The sequence below is a fragment of the Streptomyces monomycini genome (genome assembly GCF_022271435.1).
GTDB classification, from domain to species: Bacteria; Actinomycetota; Actinomycetes; order Streptomycetales; family Streptomycetaceae; genus Streptomyces; species Streptomyces monomycini.
Genome location: NZ_JAFIQY010000003.1, coordinates 303,644 through 317,828 on the forward strand (window position 1 = coordinate 303,644; position 14,185 = coordinate 317,828).

The 14,185-nt window shown below is 72.1% G+C and carries 14 protein-coding genes and 1 tRNA gene; 8 read left to right on the forward strand and 7 right to left on the reverse strand.

Annotated features, from left to right (window positions below):
- Positions 1-32 precede the first annotated feature (32 nt).
- Positions 33-959 (reverse strand): maleate cis-trans isomerase family protein, encoded by a 927-nt coding sequence (locus tag JXZ78_RS05820; protein ID WP_030021497.1) that lies wholly within the window; start codon positions 957-959, stop codon positions 33-35.
- Between the two features lie 209 nt (positions 960-1,168).
- Here JXZ78_RS05820 and JXZ78_RS05825 point away from each other — a divergent pair, with 209 nt between their 5' ends.
- Together JXZ78_RS05825 and JXZ78_RS05830 are read left to right on the forward strand one after the other, a co-directional pair.
- Positions 1,169-2,134: a D-2-hydroxyacid dehydrogenase gene (locus JXZ78_RS05825; RefSeq protein ID WP_030021498.1), complete on the forward strand. Its 966-nt coding sequence runs from the start codon at positions 1,169-1,171 to the stop codon at positions 2,132-2,134.
- Between the two features lie 44 nt (positions 2,135-2,178).
- On the forward strand, positions 2,179-3,597 hold the full coding sequence (locus tag JXZ78_RS05830; protein ID WP_030021499.1) for an amidase: 1,419 nt from the start codon (positions 2,179-2,181) through the stop codon (positions 3,595-3,597).
- On the opposite strand, the gene JXZ78_RS05835 is transcribed toward JXZ78_RS05830, so the two are convergent.
- Positions 3,578-4,078, reverse strand: a complete 501-nt coding sequence (locus tag JXZ78_RS05835; protein WP_030021500.1) for a DUF3830 family protein — start codon at positions 4,076-4,078, stop codon at positions 3,578-3,580. The genes JXZ78_RS05830 and JXZ78_RS05835 overlap by 20 nt on opposite strands.
- A gap of 268 nt (positions 4,079-4,346) precedes the next feature.
- Between JXZ78_RS05835 and ehuB the strand changes: the two genes are divergently transcribed.
- The 6 genes from ehuB to JXZ78_RS05865 all read left to right on the forward strand — a co-directional run bounded on the left by ehuB (position 4,347) and on the right by JXZ78_RS05865 (position 8,729).
- On the forward strand, positions 4,347-5,276 hold the full coding sequence (gene ehuB, locus JXZ78_RS05840; protein WP_030021501.1) for an ectoine/hydroxyectoine ABC transporter substrate-binding protein EhuB: 930 nt from the start codon (positions 4,347-4,349) through the stop codon (positions 5,274-5,276).
- Entirely contained in the window at positions 5,273-6,004 is a 732-nt protein-coding gene (gene ehuC, locus JXZ78_RS05845; protein ID WP_030021502.1) for an ectoine/hydroxyectoine ABC transporter permease subunit EhuC, read from the forward strand. Before ehuB ends, ehuC begins: the two co-directional genes overlap by 4 nt.
- Positions 6,001-6,654, forward strand: a complete 654-nt coding sequence (gene ehuD, locus JXZ78_RS05850) for an ectoine/hydroxyectoine ABC transporter permease subunit EhuD (RefSeq protein ID WP_030021503.1) — start codon at positions 6,001-6,003, stop codon at positions 6,652-6,654. The genes ehuC and ehuD overlap by 4 nt, the downstream gene beginning before the upstream one ends.
- Complete coding sequence (gene ehuA / locus JXZ78_RS05855; RefSeq protein ID WP_030021504.1) at positions 6,644-7,486, forward strand: ectoine/hydroxyectoine ABC transporter ATP-binding protein EhuA; 843 nt, start codon at positions 6,644-6,646, stop codon at positions 7,484-7,486. Before ehuD ends, ehuA begins: the two co-directional genes overlap by 11 nt.
- A 300-nt stretch (positions 7,487-7,786) precedes the next feature.
- The gene (locus tag JXZ78_RS05860) at positions 7,787-8,545 is read left to right on the forward strand and encodes an IclR family transcriptional regulator (protein WP_030021505.1); all 759 of its coding nucleotides are present in this window, start codon (positions 7,787-7,789) and stop codon (positions 8,543-8,545) included.
- 110 nt (positions 8,546-8,655) lie between these two features.
- Positions 8,656-8,729, forward strand: a tRNA-Lys gene (locus JXZ78_RS05865).
- A 91-nt stretch (positions 8,730-8,820) separates the two neighbouring features.
- Here JXZ78_RS05865 and JXZ78_RS05870 read toward each other — a convergent pair.
- The 5 genes from JXZ78_RS05870 to JXZ78_RS05890 all read right to left on the reverse strand — a co-directional run bounded on the left by JXZ78_RS05870 (position 8,821) and on the right by JXZ78_RS05890 (position 14,183).
- Positions 8,821-9,408, reverse strand: coding sequence for a lytic polysaccharide monooxygenase auxiliary activity family 9 protein (locus tag JXZ78_RS05870; RefSeq protein ID WP_030021506.1), 588 nt, complete (start codon positions 9,406-9,408; stop codon positions 8,821-8,823).
- Positions 9,409-9,616: 208 nt separating this feature from the next.
- On the reverse strand, positions 9,617-10,210 hold the full coding sequence (locus JXZ78_RS05875) for a lytic polysaccharide monooxygenase auxiliary activity family 9 protein (protein ID WP_030021507.1): 594 nt from the start codon (positions 10,208-10,210) through the stop codon (positions 9,617-9,619).
- A 170-nt stretch (positions 10,211-10,380) separates the two neighbouring features.
- Positions 10,381-11,415 (reverse strand): hypothetical protein, encoded by a 1,035-nt coding sequence (locus tag JXZ78_RS05880; protein ID WP_238782694.1) that lies wholly within the window; start codon positions 11,413-11,415, stop codon positions 10,381-10,383.
- Positions 11,416-11,684: 269 nt separating this feature from the next.
- A complete protein-coding gene (locus tag JXZ78_RS05885; RefSeq protein WP_050502657.1) occupies positions 11,685-12,644 on the reverse strand; it encodes a C40 family peptidase in 960 nt (319 codons plus the stop codon).
- A 24-nt stretch (positions 12,645-12,668) separates the two neighbouring features.
- Positions 12,669-14,183: an SPFH domain-containing protein gene (locus JXZ78_RS05890; RefSeq protein WP_238782695.1), complete on the reverse strand. Its 1,515-nt coding sequence runs from the start codon at positions 14,181-14,183 to the stop codon at positions 12,669-12,671.
- Positions 14,184-14,185: the final 2 nt, after the last annotated feature.

Below are 14,185 nucleotides of genomic sequence, written 5' to 3' on the forward strand. Positions count from 1 at the left end.
GACGGCAGCCGGGCGGGCGCCGCCCGTACGCGTCAGACCGGCGCCGGCGGGCCGGGCTCCTCCGGGGGATGAAAGGGCGGTACGTCCAGTCCCTCGGCCGGTTCCGCCTCGGAGGACGGGACCGCCGACCCGGCGAACGCCGCTTCGGACCGGCCGCTCCGCCTCGGTATCCCGGCCCCTTCCTCGGGGGCCCAGGAGGCGGTCATGGAGGCCGGTCCGCGTCTGGCGACGGGGTCCACCAGTGCCTGGTACGGGCCGACGGCCTCGGCTCCGATGGCCCGCAGGGAGGCCCACATGGTGACCTGGTTGGCCGACAGGACCGGCATTCGCAGTTCGGCCTCCAGCTGCGGGATGACGTCGTACGTCGGCAGGTTCGTACAGCTGATGAACAGCGCGTCCGCGGCGCCGACGACGGCCTGGCGGGCCATGTCGACGACGTCCCGGTACGGCACTTTCCAGATGTGCCGGGTCAGGCCCAGGTAGGCGCGGCCGGTGACGGTGACACCGGCTTCCTTCAGGTACTCCTCCAGGGAGTCGGTGACGGACTTGGTGTAGGGGGTGACGACCGCGATCCGCCACGCGCCGATCTCGCGCAGCGCTTCGAGGAGCGCGCCGGAGGTGGTGAGCGCCGGGAGCTCCCCCGCCCGGGTCATGGCGGCGCACATGGCGCGCTCGCCCGCCACGCCGCCGACGAAGCTGCCCGAGGTGCAGGCGTACGAGACGACCTGCGGGGAGACGGCGCACAGCGCCTGGACGGCGGAGTGCAGGGTTTCGTGTTCACTGACGAGGCGGGCCAGGTCGAGGCTCACCTCGACGGGCACGAAAGGGGTCCGGGTGAGGTGGAGGGACACATCGTCGGGGATCCAGCGCCACAGCTCGCGGTCCAGGGCGAAGTCGAACGGAGCGACGACACCCACACCGAGCTGAGGCTTCGGTCCCCCCAGAAATGAGACGTCCATGATGCCCCCAGAAGAGCGAAGGGCTGGTAAGGGCAAGGCCTTTGGCCAGGGGTTCGTGGTGCGACCGGCACGAGCCGGGGACGTCGGGACAGAGCCGTTGTTGACACGGTAGTTACGACTTCTTAGCGTGGTCAATCCTCGCATCTCAGGCATCTGTCGGCGCCTCCTTTCATTCAAGGGGGCTCACGTTTCAGAACGGTTTCTGGCCTATGTCCGAAAGCACCGTCCTCGTCCTCGGTTCCGACCCGCCTCCCAAACTGGACCGGCTAGCCGGCCGGGCCCGGCTGGTCTACGCCGACGACGAGACCTTCGCCGACCGACTGCCGCACGCCGACGTGGTATTGGCGTGGGACTTCACCTCCGACGCGATCCGCGACGCCTGGCCCGGTGACGGCCCGCGCCCCGTCTGGGTGCACACCGCGAGCGCGGGCGTGGACCGGCTGATGTGCCCGGAGCTCGCCGCCGGCCCGACCCTGGTGACCAACGCGCGCGGCGTCTTCGAGCAGCCGATCGCCGAGTACGTGGCCGGCCTGGTGATCGCCATGGCCAAGGACTTCTACGGTAGTTGGGAGCTCCAGCGGCAGCGGCGCTGGCGGCACCGGGAGACACTGCGGGTGGCGGGCAGCCGCGCCGTGGTGGTGGGCTCGGGGCCGATCGGCCGGGCCATCGGCCGGACGCTGCTGGCACTGGGTGTCAGGGTGGATCTGGTCGGGCGGCGGGAACGTACGGACGATCCCGACTTCGGCCGGGTGCACGCGGGCGGCGCGCTGCACGGCCTGCTGGGCACGGCCGACTGGGTGGTGTGCGCGGCGCCGCTGACCGAGGAGACGCGCGGCATGTTCGACCGGGCCGCGTTCGGCCGGATGCGGCAGCGGGCCCGGTTCATCAACGTGGCGCGCGGGCCGCTCGTCGTCGAGGGCGACCTGGTGGCGGCGCTGCGGGAGTGGCGGATCGCGGCGGCGGCCCTGGACGTCTTCGAGCACGAGCCGCTGACCTCGGACAGCGTCCTGTGGGACGTGCCGCACCTGATCGTCTCCCCGCACATGAGCGGCGACACGCTGGGCTGGCGGGACGCGCTGGCCGAGCAGTTCGCGGACAACTTCGACCGGTGGGCGGCGGGCGAGCCGCTCACCAATGTGGTGGACAAGCGGCGGGGTTACGTACCGGGCCCCTGATCTTCCGGGACCGTGGAGGGGAACGCTCGTGGACGGAGGTCGGGATGGCTGAGGTGACGGACCTGGCGGACTGCTCGGCGGCGCGGCTGGTCGCCGGGTACGCGGCGGGCGAGTTCTCGCCGGTCGAAGCGGTGCGGGCGGTGATCGAGCGGGCCACGTGGGCGCAGGAGCGGGTGAACGCCTTCACCCGGATCGACGCGGACGAGGCGCTGACCGCGGCGAAGGAGTCCGCGGAGCGGTGGCGGTCCGGGCGGCCCGCCGGGCTGGTGGACGGCGTGCCGGCCACGGTCAAGGACCTGCTGCTGACCCGTGGGGCGCCGACGCTGCGCGGCTCGCACACGGTGCGCGAGGAGGGCACGGCCTGGGACGTGGACGCGCCGTCGGTGGCGCGGCTGCGCGAGCACGGCGCGGTGTTCGTGGGCAAGACCACCACGCCCGAGTTCGGGTGGAAGGGCGTCACGGACAGTCCGCGGCACGGGGTGACAGGCAATCCGTACGACCCGTCCCGTACGGCGGGCGGGTCCAGCGGCGGCAGCGCGGCGGCCGTCGCGCTCGGCGCGGGGCCGCTGAGTCTGGGTACGGACGGCGGCGGGTCGGTGCGCATCCCGGGCTCCTTCTGCGGGATCTTCGCGCTGAAGCCGACGTACGGGCGGGTGCCGCTGTATCCGGCGAGTCCGTTCGGGACGCTGGCCCACGTCGGGCCGATGACCCGGGACGCGGCCGACGCCGCCCTGCTGATGGACGTGATCACCGGGGCCGACTGGCGGGACTGGTCGCAGCTAGCGCCCCCGGCCGGGTCGTTCCGGGAGGAGCTGGCGCGGCCGGTGACCGGGCTGCGGGTGGCCTACAGCCCGACGCTGGGCTGGGACGTGCCGGTGCGCCCGGAGGTCGCCGCCGCGGTGCGGCGCGCGGTGGACCGGCTCGCCGAGCTGGGCGCGCACGTCGAGGAGGCCGACCCGGGCCTCACCGACCCGGTGGAGGAGTTCCACACGCTGTGGTTCAGCGGCGCGGCGCGGGTGGTGCAGAACCTGAGCCACACACAGCGGGAGCTGCTCGATCCGGGGCTGCGGGAGATCTGCGCGGAGGGCGCGCGGCGCAGCGCACTGGACTACCTGGCGGCGGTGGACGTGCGGATGGCCATGGGCGTGACGATGGGCCGCTTCCACAGTACGTACGACCTGCTGGTGACGCCGACCGAGCCGATCACCGCCTTCGAGGCGGGCGCCGAGGTGCCGGCCGGGTCCGGGCACACGCGCTGGACGGGCTGGACCCCGTTCACGTACCCCTTCAACATGACGCAGCAGCCCGCCGCGACCGTGCCGTGCGGCGTGGACGGGGACGGACTGCCGATCGGGGTGCAGCTGGTGGGTGCGCGGCACGCGGACGCGCTGGTGCTGCGCGCCGCGCACGCCCTCTGCACAACAGGGGATGTGCCCGCGCCGCCTACGCCCGGCGGAAGGTGAGGGTTTCCCCCAGGGCGCCGGCGCGCCACAGGTCCTGGCAGGCGTCGGCCATCCGGTCCAGGCCGTCCACCACCGCACCCCACACGATGCCCGGCACCCAGCCCGCGTCACCGTTGATCAGCAGGTTGTTGCGCTCGTAGAACAGCGCGAGGTCGACGACGGTGGCGCGGCCCTGGTGCTTGGCCTGACTCTCGTAGCCGTACGAGGCGGTGCCCAACTGGGTGTCGCTGAAGGTGAAGTAGCACAGGTCGCCGGGGATGGGCGTGATGGTCGGGTTCTCCAGAGGGGGCTCTTCCGGGGCGAACGGCGGGACGAGGGCGTAGATCTCGTTGCGGGCGTACTTGGCGTGGTAGACGTCGCCGCCGAGCGGCAGGGCGTCCCAGACGGCCTTGCAGGTGACCGGCGCGCGGTCGTCGAGCAGCTTGGCGGTGCAGCTCACGCCCCGCTTGTCGAGGGAGACTTCGATGAAACGGTCGACCATTTTGCCTCCTTACGGTGCTTTGCGCCTCCATGGTGGACCAGCGGACGGCCCGATGCACACGGGAACACCGGACGCGGTACCGCCGCCCTCCCCGTGGCACGCGGCCACTGACGACCGTCGTCAATCAGCCATCCAGGGACCGGAATTGGCGCCCCCGAACGGGTGTCGTATGCACGCATGACCGACATGCGCCACGACCCCGCACCGCTTGCATCAAGGGCCGGAAACGATTGGCATATTTTCAACGAGTTCGGGTAGCCGCGCGCCCATGGCTCCACCACAGGGGAACAGCTCAGGAAACACCGCATCAGGGTTCCGCCGCCGCTCACTGCTCGCAGGAGCGGCGGCGCTGGGTTTGACGGGGGCGCTGGGGGCGACGGCCGGTTGCTCGCAGGTCGACATCACCGGAGCTACGGACGGGGGTCACCTACTCGACGATCTTCGCAGCAGGAAAGTCGTACGGATGGGCATCGCCAGCGAGCCGCCGTACGCGTCGATCAACAGCCAGGGCGAACTGACCGGCGAGGCGCCCGCCGTGGCCAAGACCATCTTCCAGCGGCTGGGAGTGGAGCGCTTCGAGCCGGTGCCGGTCGAGTTCCAGGCGCTCGTGCCCGGCCTGCACTCCTTCCAGTACGACGTGATCGTGGCCGGCATGTTCATCAACAAGGCGCGCTGCCAGGCCGTGCTCTTCTCCGACCCGGACTACGAGTCGAAGGACGGCTTCCTCGTACCGAAGGGCAACCCGAAGAAGATCACCTCGTACCGGGACGTGGCCGAGGGCGGGTTCCGGATGGGCACCGGCATCGGTTACGCGGAGATCGACTACGCGGTCGGCAACGGCGTCGCCAAGGGGAGGATCCAGACGTACGGCGACCAGATCGCCGGCATGGAGGCCCTGGAGGCCGACCGCATCGACTGCTTCGCCGGCACCGCGCTGACCATGATGGAGGCGCTGAAGACCGGCAAGCACCCCAAGGTGGAGATGACCCGCCCCTTCACGCCGGAGGTGGACGGCAAACCCCAGCGGGACGGCGGCGGTTACGGCTTCCGGATCGGCGAGACGAAGCTGCGGGACGCCTTCAACGGCGAGCTGCACAAGCTGAAGAAGAGCGGCGAACTCCTGCGCATCGCCCGGCCCTTCGGCTTCACCGAGGACTTCATGACCGACCTCACGGCGAAGGAGCTCTGTGCCCGGTGACCGGAGCCTTGTGGGAACTGTTCTTCGAAGGGGTGTGGATCACCGTCCAGCTGATGGTCTACAGCGCCGTGCTGGCCGCCGCCGTCGCCTTCGGCATCGGCCTGGCCCGTACGTCCCGGCTGTGGATCGTGCGCTTCCTGTCCGGTGTCTACGTGGAGTTCTTCCGCGGCACCTCGGCGCTGGTCCTGATGTTCTGGCTGTTCTTCGCGCTGCCGCTGCTGGGCTGGCAGCTGGCCGGCCTCTGGGCGGGCACCCTGGCGCTCGGTCTGTCCTACGGGGCGTACGGCTCCGAGGTCGTGCGCGGCTCCGTCCAGGCGGTGGCACCCGCCCAGCGTGAGGCGGCGATCGCGCTGAGCTTCACGCCGTGGCAGCGGATGCGCAAGGTCATCCTGCCGCAGGCCGTGCCGGAGATGATGCCGCCGTTCAACAACCTGCTGATCGAGCTTCTCAAGGGCACCGCGCTGGCCTCGCTGCTGTCGATCGGTGAACTGACCTTCCAGGCCAAGCTGGCCCGGCTCTCCACCGGCCAGAGCGCCCAGGTCTACGGGATCATCCTGGTCCTCTACTTCGTGATCGCGTTCGTGGTGACCCGGATCATGCGCCTGCTGGAGCGCCGGGCCAAGGCGTCGATCGGCCGCGCGCCGGAGAAGTCCGGCTGGTTCTCCCGGCGGCTGCCGATCGGCGGGCCGGGCCCGCAGGTGACCACCGCCCCCGGAGGTAAGCCGTGAACAACTGGTCCTGGGAGTACGTCGGCGACATCCTGCCCGACCTGCTCCACGGCTTGTGGATCACCGTGCAGGCGACGCTGCTCGGCTCGCTGGTGGCGTTCGCGCTCGGCCTGGTGTGGGCCCTGGCCCTGCGCTCCCCCAGCCGCTGGGTGACGTGGCCGGTCAGCATCGTCGTGGAGTTCGTGCGCAACACGCCGCTGCTGGTGCAGCTGTTCTTCCTCTTCTTCGTGCTGCCGGGCTGGGGCCTGACCTTCGACCCGCTGACCACCGGCGTCATCGGACTCGGGCTGCACTACTCGACGTACACCGCCGAGGTCTACCGGGCGGGCATCGACGGCGTCCCGGAGGGCCAGTGGGAGGCGGCGACGGCGCTGAGCCTGCCGCGCCGGCGCACCTGGACCGCGGTGATCCTGCCGCAGGCGTTCCGCCGGGTGGTCCCGGCGCTCGGCAACTACGTCATCGCGATGTTCAAGGACACGCCGATGCTGGCCGCGATCACCGTCGCGGAGCTGCTCTTCCAGGCGAACAGCATCAGCGCGACCACCTTCGACTACATGGAGCCGATCACGGTCGTCGGCGTCCTGTTCATCGTGATCTCGTACCCCACCTCCCTTCTTCTGCGAGCCCTGGAGCGTCGCCTTGTCCGATGACAGCAACCCCACACAGCCGGGGCAGCCGGCGCAGCCCGCGCCGCCCACGGTCGGCACCGCGGAGGACGGCCCCGAGCTGGTCCGTTTCGACCGGGTCACCAAGCGCTTCGGCGCGCACACCGTCCTGGACTCGCTGGACATGACGGTCTACTCCGGCAAGCACGTGACGCTGATAGGCCCGTCCGGGTCCGGCAAGACCACGATCCTGCGGCTGCTGATGACGCTGCTGAAGCCGGAGGAAGGGAAGATCAAGGTCGGTGACGCGTACCTGACGCACGAGGAGAAGAACGGCAAGCTCGTGCCGGCGAGCGAGAAGCACTGCCGGGAGGTGCGCAAGAACATCGGAATGGTCTTCCAGCAGTTCAACCTCTTCCCCAACATGAAGGTGCTGCGCAACATCACCGAGGCGCCGGTGCACGTACTGGGCCTGGGCAAGGACGCCGCCGAGGAGCGGGCCCGCGGGCTGCTGGACCTGGTGGGCCTGACGCAGCACATCGACAAGTACCCGTCGCAGCTCTCCGGCGGCCAGCAGCAGCGGGTCGCCATAGCGCGCGCCCTGGCCATGCGGCCGCAGGTGCTGCTGCTGGACGAGGTGACCAGCGCGCTCGACCCGGAGCTGGTGGCCGGCGTGCTGGACGTCCTGCGCGACATCGCGCACACCACCGACATCACCATGCTCTGCGTGACCCACGAGATGAACTTCGCGCGGGACATCTCGGACTGCGTGATGATGTTCGACCAGGGACGGGTGATCGAGTTCGGGACACCGGAGAAGATCTTCAGCGAACCGGAGAACGACCGCACCCGGGAGTTCCTGAGCGCGGTCCTCTGACGGCACGGTCCGTCCCGCGCGGCGTCCGGGAGCGGCCGCGGCCGCGTTCCGGGCGCCCCGCCGGACGGCGTAGCCGTCCTCCGCCATGGCCCGAGATGACCTGGGCATATGCCGGAGGACCACACCCCAGTACAGGTGCGTGGCCATCCCCCCTTTTCGGTCAAGACCCCCTCCGGCGGGCGGCTTTGGCCGCTATCGTGGTACGTGCCTCGCTGCCCGGGAACGGCCGGTAATGTTCGCCGGTCGTGACCGCCGGCGACGGCAGCGACGCAAACGGTCACAACCTGCTAGGGGGACACCGTGGCGCTGAAGCCCGAGCCGACCGCGCCCTTCCACTCGGTGCAGTACGCCCTGCGCGTACTCGAAACCGTCGCCCGCCACGCCCGCGGGGTGTCGGACGTCCAGATCGCCCGCGAGACCGGCCTGCCGACCGGGCACCTCGCCCACATGCTGGCGATGCTGCGCCGCGAGGGCTATGTCGCGCAGGTCGCCGACGGTGCGTACGTCGTCGGCGAGTCCCTGGTCCTGCTCGGCTCGGGCGGCGGCCACGAGGAAGCGCTGCGCGACAAGCTCCAGCGCACCCTCGTCGAGCTGCGCGACTCGGTGGGCGCCGCGGTCTACATCAGCCGCTACATCGACGGCGAGGTCAAGATCCTGCACTACGCCGACGGACCGCGGGCCCCCAAGGTCAACGAGTGGGCGGAATTCCGCCGGACGGCACATGCCAGCGCGGTCGGCAAGTGCCTGCTGGCGCAGCTGGACCACGACGGCCGGATGGACCACCTCTCCCGGCACAAGACCGCCCGCCTCACCTCCCGGACGATCACCAACGAGAAGGTGCTCTTCCACAAGCTGGACAGCCAGCCGCCGACCGTGCCGATGCTGGACCTCCAGGAGTACGCGGTGGGCACGGTCTGCGCGGCCGTGCCGATCACGGCGGGCTCCACGGTCGGCTGTCTGGCCCTGTCGCTCCCGCTGGAGCACGCCCACCGGCTGCGGCAGGCCGCCGACGCGCTGAACCGGCGGGCGGCTCCGGTGCTGCTGTCGCTGACGCTCTGATCCCGGGGCGCCGGGGCCCGGAGGGGCTTCGGCGGGGACCCGGCCGGGCGGTGGCCGGGCGGTGGTCGGAAGCACCCCCGCGGACCAGGTAGTATTTCTTTTGTCAGCGCGCGCCGCTAGCTCAGTTGGTTAGAGCAGCTGACTCTTAATCAGCGGGTCCGGGGTTCGAGTCCCTGGCGGCGCACCTGGGAGTGGGCCTCTCGGAGCACAGCTTCGAGAGGCCCACTCGTGTTTTTCCGTAGGTTCTTCCACTCGGTACCGCTACGTTCTTCCGCTCAGTACTCGACGTCCGAGCAGGCGTAGAACGCGTTACCGGTGTCCGCGATCGTCCAGACGCCGACGATCAGGTGTTTTCCCGTCTTCCCGCCGGGCAGCGTGCCCGGGTGCGAGTACGTGGTCGGCGGCTGCTGACCGTTGTAGGGGACGGTCAGGAACGGGGCCGGTTCCAGGTCCGCCCGGGTCAGGGGGCGGCTGGGGTTCCAGCCGTTCTTGGTGATGTAGTAGCGGAAGTCCGTGGTGCGGTGCGGGGCGGTGAAACGCCAGCGGAAGGTGTACGAGCCCGCGCTGACCTTGGTCGCGGGCCACTGGCCGGCGCGCGGGTCGTCCAGCTCCTTGAAGCGGCTGTTGCCGCCGGAGCAGATCCTGCCGTCGGCGGGTCCGCCGTTCGGGAAGCCCTTGGGGCCTTCGACGCTCTGCGGCTCCCACTGGATGGCGCCGCAGTTCTTCACCGTGCCGTTGGCACACAGTTTCTGTCTGCTGACGGGGGCGTCGGTGTAGCCGTGGCTGCCGGCGCCGCTGGTCGACAGGACCGTCGCGCCGATGACGCCCAGTCCGACGACGGCTGCGCTGATCCGTTTGCGCATGCTTCGCTCCCGGAATGAGGGGGGGGTTCCTGCGAGCCGAGTGCACTGCGGTCCAGACCAACCAGCAGAATATTCCCGCCGGTCGGTGCTGCCTAGGGGCGGCGGGCCGGTGGATGCGAGCGAGGCTGCGCGAGGGAGCGGGGGCGCGCGGCCGGAGGGGGCCTCCCCGGAGGAAGGACAGGGAGGCCCGTCACGGCTCCGGCGCCGGTTACGACAGGTTGACGTCGGAGCAGGCGTAGAACGCGTTACCGGTGTCGGCGATGTTCCAGACGCCCAGGATGATGTGGTGGCCGGACTTCTGGGTGGGCACCGTGCCCTGGTGCTGCACGGTGGCGGCCGGCTGCCGTCCGCCCATCGGCACCGTCACGAACGGCTCGGGTTCGAGGTCCGCCCGGGTGAGCGGCTTGCTCGGGTCGTAGCCGTCCTTGGTGATGTAGTACCGGAAGTCGGTGGTGGCGTGCCGGGCCGTCAGGCGCCACTGGAAGGTGTAGCCCTGGCCGCCCTTGAGGCGGGTGGCGGGCCACTTGCCGCCGCGCGGGTCGTCCAGTTCCTTGAAGCCGGTGTTGCCGCCGGAACATATCTTCCCGTCGGCGGGACCGGCGGCCGGGAAGCCCTTGGGGCCCTCGACGCTCTGCGGCTCGTACCGGATCGCGCCGCAGTTCTTGACGGTGCCCTTGGCGCAGAGCGCCTGGCGGCTGGGGGGTGCGTCGCTGTAGCCGTGACTGGAAGCGCTGCCCGTGGCGAACAGGGACACTCCGGCGATGCCGAGACCGACCACGGCAGCGCTGAGCTTCTTACGCATGTGGTGCTCCTGAAGAACGAGGGGGGTGTTCCATGAGCTGCTGACGTGCGCGCGTCGAGCGGTCTAGACCAAACGGAAGCGTAGTGACGCTGCATGGACATGTCCAGACCAATAGCCGGCGGACGGCCGGTTGCCGTTTCCGTACGGCCGCCCCAACACCTCCCTCGGCATCACGCCACGGTGCTCAGCCGTTCCCCGCCGCCCGGAGCCGCGGCCGCAGACCCGCCCGGAGCCCCGGCCCGGGACCCGCCCGGGTGCGCGGCGCAGTGCACCAGCCCCGCGTACGTACGCCGCAGCGCGATCAGCGATTCCTGCGCCTCGCGGTAGACCGCCGCGTCCGGGCCGCCGCGGTGCGCGAGGGTGCGTACGGGCGCGCAGTGCCGGTCCAGAGCGGTCAGCCAGGCGCGCTGTCCGGCCGGCAGATGGCGGCGCGTCTGGTGCCGGCCGCCCTCCCCCGACCGGCGCCCGCCCGTACCGAGCACCGCGTCGGCCGCCAGGAACACCGGCGGCTCCAGCGCCCCCTGCTCCGCGAGCGCGCCCAGCACCGCGCCCTGCCGTGCGGAAGCCGGGGCCGCCCGCAGCTCCGCCGCCTCGCTCCACAGCTGAGCGCGCAGCGCGTGCTGGATACGGATCAGACGGCGCAGCGCCGTACCGGTGGACACGTCCCCGGGGGCACGTCCGGCGAGCGTCCCGGCCAGCCGCAACAGCCAGATGCCGTGTGCCTCCAGCCGGGTGGTGGCCAGCATCAGCCGGTCCAGCCGGCCGAGCGGCTGCCCCTTCGGCGACCAGCGCACGACCGGGACCAGTGCCTCCGTACGGGCGAGCTGGTCGATGGGCAGTCGGCGGCGCGGCTTGCGTTCGGGTGCCCAGTTCTGGAGGGCCAGCGTGGGGAGTGCCACGAACTGCTGGTGGTCGGCGCGGTGCGCGACGGCCGACCACAGGTCGAGGAAGGCGGCGTCGGCGGAACGCGGGGAGGCGGGGGCGAACGGGTCCAGGGCGCTCCAGCCGCAGGCCGCCACGATCACCGCCACCCGCAGGGACGCGGCGTCGGCGTTGCGCGGTGACAGCCGCGAGACGCGCTGCCGCAACGCCGTCAGTTCGCCGTCCCGCCCCGCCCGGGCGACCAGACCGCGGGCGGTGTCCGTGTCCGGCGCGGTGGCGGCCGCGCCGGCCAGCTCGCTCAGCCACGCCCAAGTGCCGGCCATGGTCCGTACGGGCGGCCGTTCGGGGAGGAAGCCGTGCGCTCCCGGGTCGGGTGCCCCGGCGGGCGTCCCCCCGGTCGTCCCCCCGGGGGGAGCCGAGGCGGACAGGGCGGAGCCCGGTGGCGCCGCGCCGGATATCGCGGGGTCCGGGCCTGCGGACGGTTCGCCGGACGGGGCCTGAAGGGAGGTGGGCGCTGTCGGCACCATGACGGTCGGCCTTTCTGCGAGAGCGGGCCCGCGCGGCAGCGGGCGGCGGGTGGACGGCCTCGTGGTCAGCCGACCCGCCCGTACAAGGTGGGGCGGTAGGCGGTGAAGGACGAGATCCGGACCGACCGGCCGGACCGCGGTGCCTCCAGGTACTGGCCGCCGCCGAGGTAGATCGCCACGTGGTGGACGCCGGACGAGGAGCCGTTGGACGACCAGAAGACCAGGTCGCCGCGGCGCAGCTGGGACCGTGTGATCGGTTCGGCGGCGCGGTACTGCGCGTCGGCGACCCGGGGCAGCGAGATGCCCGCGCGCTGGTACGCCTGCTGGACCAGGCCGGAGCAGTCGAACGCGGACGGGCCGTTGCCGCCCCACGCGTAGGGCTTGCCGATCTGTGCCATCGCCCACCGGATGGCGGTCTCGGTGCCGTACCGGATGGGGGTGCCCTTGCCGGTCCCGTTCGGGGAACCGTCGGAGCCGGCGTCGCCGCCGCTGCCGTCGGGCGCGTCGTCGCCCGGGCCGCCCTGCTTGCCGGTACGGGCCTCGTAGCGGTCCCGGTGGCTGGTCCACCACCAGCTGCCGCCCTGCTGGTACCAGTACACCCGGTCGACGGCGTCCCAGCCGGACCGGCCCCGGAAGGTGGGGTCGGGGTTGTGGCCGCGCGCGCCCGTACCGGTCGTGGAGGGCGCGGCGGACGCGGCCGGCGCCGTGGCCGACCTGTCGCCCTGGCCGCCGGCGTGCCGGGCGTACTTCGCGTAGTGGCTGGTCCACCGCCACCAGCCGGTGGCGTCCCGGTACCAGTACTTCGTCCCGTCCCAGCCCGCGTGGCGGGGCGCCGGTTCGGCGCCCGCCGTACCCGCCGCCGCGCCGACCAGCGTCACCGCGCCCACCGCCGCCGCGACCGCGCCCCGCACCGTGCACCGCGCCCGGCTGCCGCCGTGGCGCGCCGCGGACTCGACCGCGGCCCCGCTGCAGAAGGCGCATCCGCAGTCGGCCCCGACGACCTCGAAGAACACCGGTGTCCGCATCCCACTGCCTGCCTCTCCGCTGTGTCAGCTCTTGCCGGCAGCGCTGCCGCGCGCCGTGTAGAAGGCCACGGTCAGGTCCTTGACCAGGGCTTTTCGTTCGTAGTCGTCCAGCTCCACCAGCCCTCTGCTGGTCAGCCGGTGAACGGTGTCGTCGACCGCGTCCACGACCGAGGTCAGCACGCTGTCGCGGTGCTTGGCGTCGATCGCCGCGATCTGCCGTCGCTGCATGGCCGCCGCCACCTCGGGCGCGTACTCGATGCGGGTGGGCTGGACGGAGAAGACCTCGATGCCGACCGGGCGGCAGTCGGCGGCGAGCACCTCGGTGAGGGCCTCGCCGACCGCCTGGGCGTCGCGCAGCGTCGGCGCCTCCTCGTGGAACGCGTCCGCCGGGAGCTGCGACAGCACCCGCGCCATCCCCGACTCCACCTGTTCCCGCAGGTAGGCGGTGTGGTCGCGGACGGTGAGCAGGGCCCGTGCGGTGTCCCTGACCCGCCACACGACGAGCACCACGACACGCAGCTGGATACCCTCGGCGTCGACCGCCGGCATCGCCTCGCTGCGCCAGTGCCGCAGCCGTACGTCGACCCGGCGGCGCAGCACCATCGGGTTGATCCACACCAGGCCGGTCCGGCGCACGCTGCCGCGGTAGCGTCCGAAGAGGGTGAGCACCCAGGCGCTGCCGACCCGCCCGCGGGCCAGCCCGCCGAAGGCGTACACCGCCGCCACCGCGCCGAGACCGGCCAGGGCCCATTCCCACAGGTGGGGGGCGGGCCGGACGGCGATCTCCAGGCCCAGGGCGCGGACGACCGACGCGGGCAGCATGCCCCGCCGCCACAGGAACGCCACGGAGCAGACGAGCGCCAGCAGGCCGGCGAACAGGGCCAGCCAGCCGGACAGGGAGAAGCCGCGCCGCTCGGCGGGGCCGGCGTCCTCTTCGGTGGCGTGGCGTACGGCGGTTCCGCGGAGTTCGCGGAACCACGGGGGTCTGCCGCCCGCGGCCGTAGCGGTGTCCGCGTCCCGGCCGCCGCGGGCGGCGGACGCGTCGTCCGTGCCGGACCGGCTGCCCGCGGCGGCCACCCCGAGTGCGCCGTCGAGCACGGCGCGTTCCGCGGTGTCCAGCAGGTCGGTCGCGGCGGCGATACCGGCCACGGCGGCGTCGGCGGGGGTGATGCGGGCGGGTTCCCGGCCCGTCGGCGGGGGCGCCACCCGCGGCTGCTCGGTGGTGTCCGCCTCGGCGGCCCCGGTGCCGGTGTCCGGCTCGGCGCGGAAGAGCATGTCCATGGGGATGCTGTCGCTGTGCCCGGCGGGCCGCAGACGAGCGGACCAAGGGGGCGGCGCGGCGGTGGCCGGAGCTCCTGCCGCCGGGGCGCCACCATCTGAGGAGTCCTCAGCCCCGCCGCGCTGTCCTGCCCCTGAGTCCCTGTCAGCCAGGGCGGCCGCCGTCCCTGGTGCGGCCCCCTCCCCCGGCTCGCCGTGCTCCGCCCCCGGCTCCCCCGCCGCGTCGTTCCCGGTGTCCGCTGTCTCGGTCTTCGTCGCCATCG

What these genes read in the sequence shown, in the direction of transcription:
- JXZ78_RS05820 (WP_030021497.1), bottom strand. Translation starts at nt 959, where the DNA reads ATGGACGTCTCATTTCTGGGGGGACCGAAGCCTCAGCTCGGTGTGGGT.
- JXZ78_RS05825 (WP_030021498.1), top strand. Translation starts at nt 1,169, where the DNA reads ATGTCCGAAAGCACCGTCCTCGTCCTCGGTTCCGACCCGCCTCCCAAA.
- JXZ78_RS05830 (WP_030021499.1), top strand. Translation starts at nt 2,179, where the DNA reads ATGGCTGAGGTGACGGACCTGGCGGACTGCTCGGCGGCGCGGCTGGTC.
- JXZ78_RS05835 (WP_030021500.1), bottom strand. Translation starts at nt 4,078, where the DNA reads ATGGTCGACCGTTTCATCGAAGTCTCCCTCGACAAGCGGGGCGTGAGC.
- ehuB (WP_030021501.1), top strand. Translation starts at nt 4,347, where the DNA reads ATGGCTCCACCACAGGGGAACAGCTCAGGAAACACCGCATCAGGGTTC.
- JXZ78_RS05870 (WP_030021506.1), bottom strand. Translation starts at nt 9,408, where the DNA reads ATGCGCAAACGGATCAGCGCAGCCGTCGTCGGACTGGGCGTCATCGGC.
- JXZ78_RS05875 (WP_030021507.1), bottom strand. Translation starts at nt 10,210, where the DNA reads ATGCGTAAGAAGCTCAGCGCTGCCGTGGTCGGTCTCGGCATCGCCGGA.
- JXZ78_RS05880 (WP_238782694.1), bottom strand. Translation starts at nt 11,415, where the DNA reads ATGGCCGGCACTTGGGCGTGGCTGAGCGAGCTGGCCGGCGCGGCCGCC.
- JXZ78_RS05885 (WP_050502657.1), bottom strand. Translation starts at nt 12,644, where the DNA reads ATGCGGACACCGGTGTTCTTCGAGGTCGTCGGGGCCGACTGCGGATGC.
- JXZ78_RS05890 (WP_238782695.1), bottom strand. Translation starts at nt 14,183, where the DNA reads ATGGCGACGAAGACCGAGACAGCGGACACCGGGAACGACGCGGCGGGG.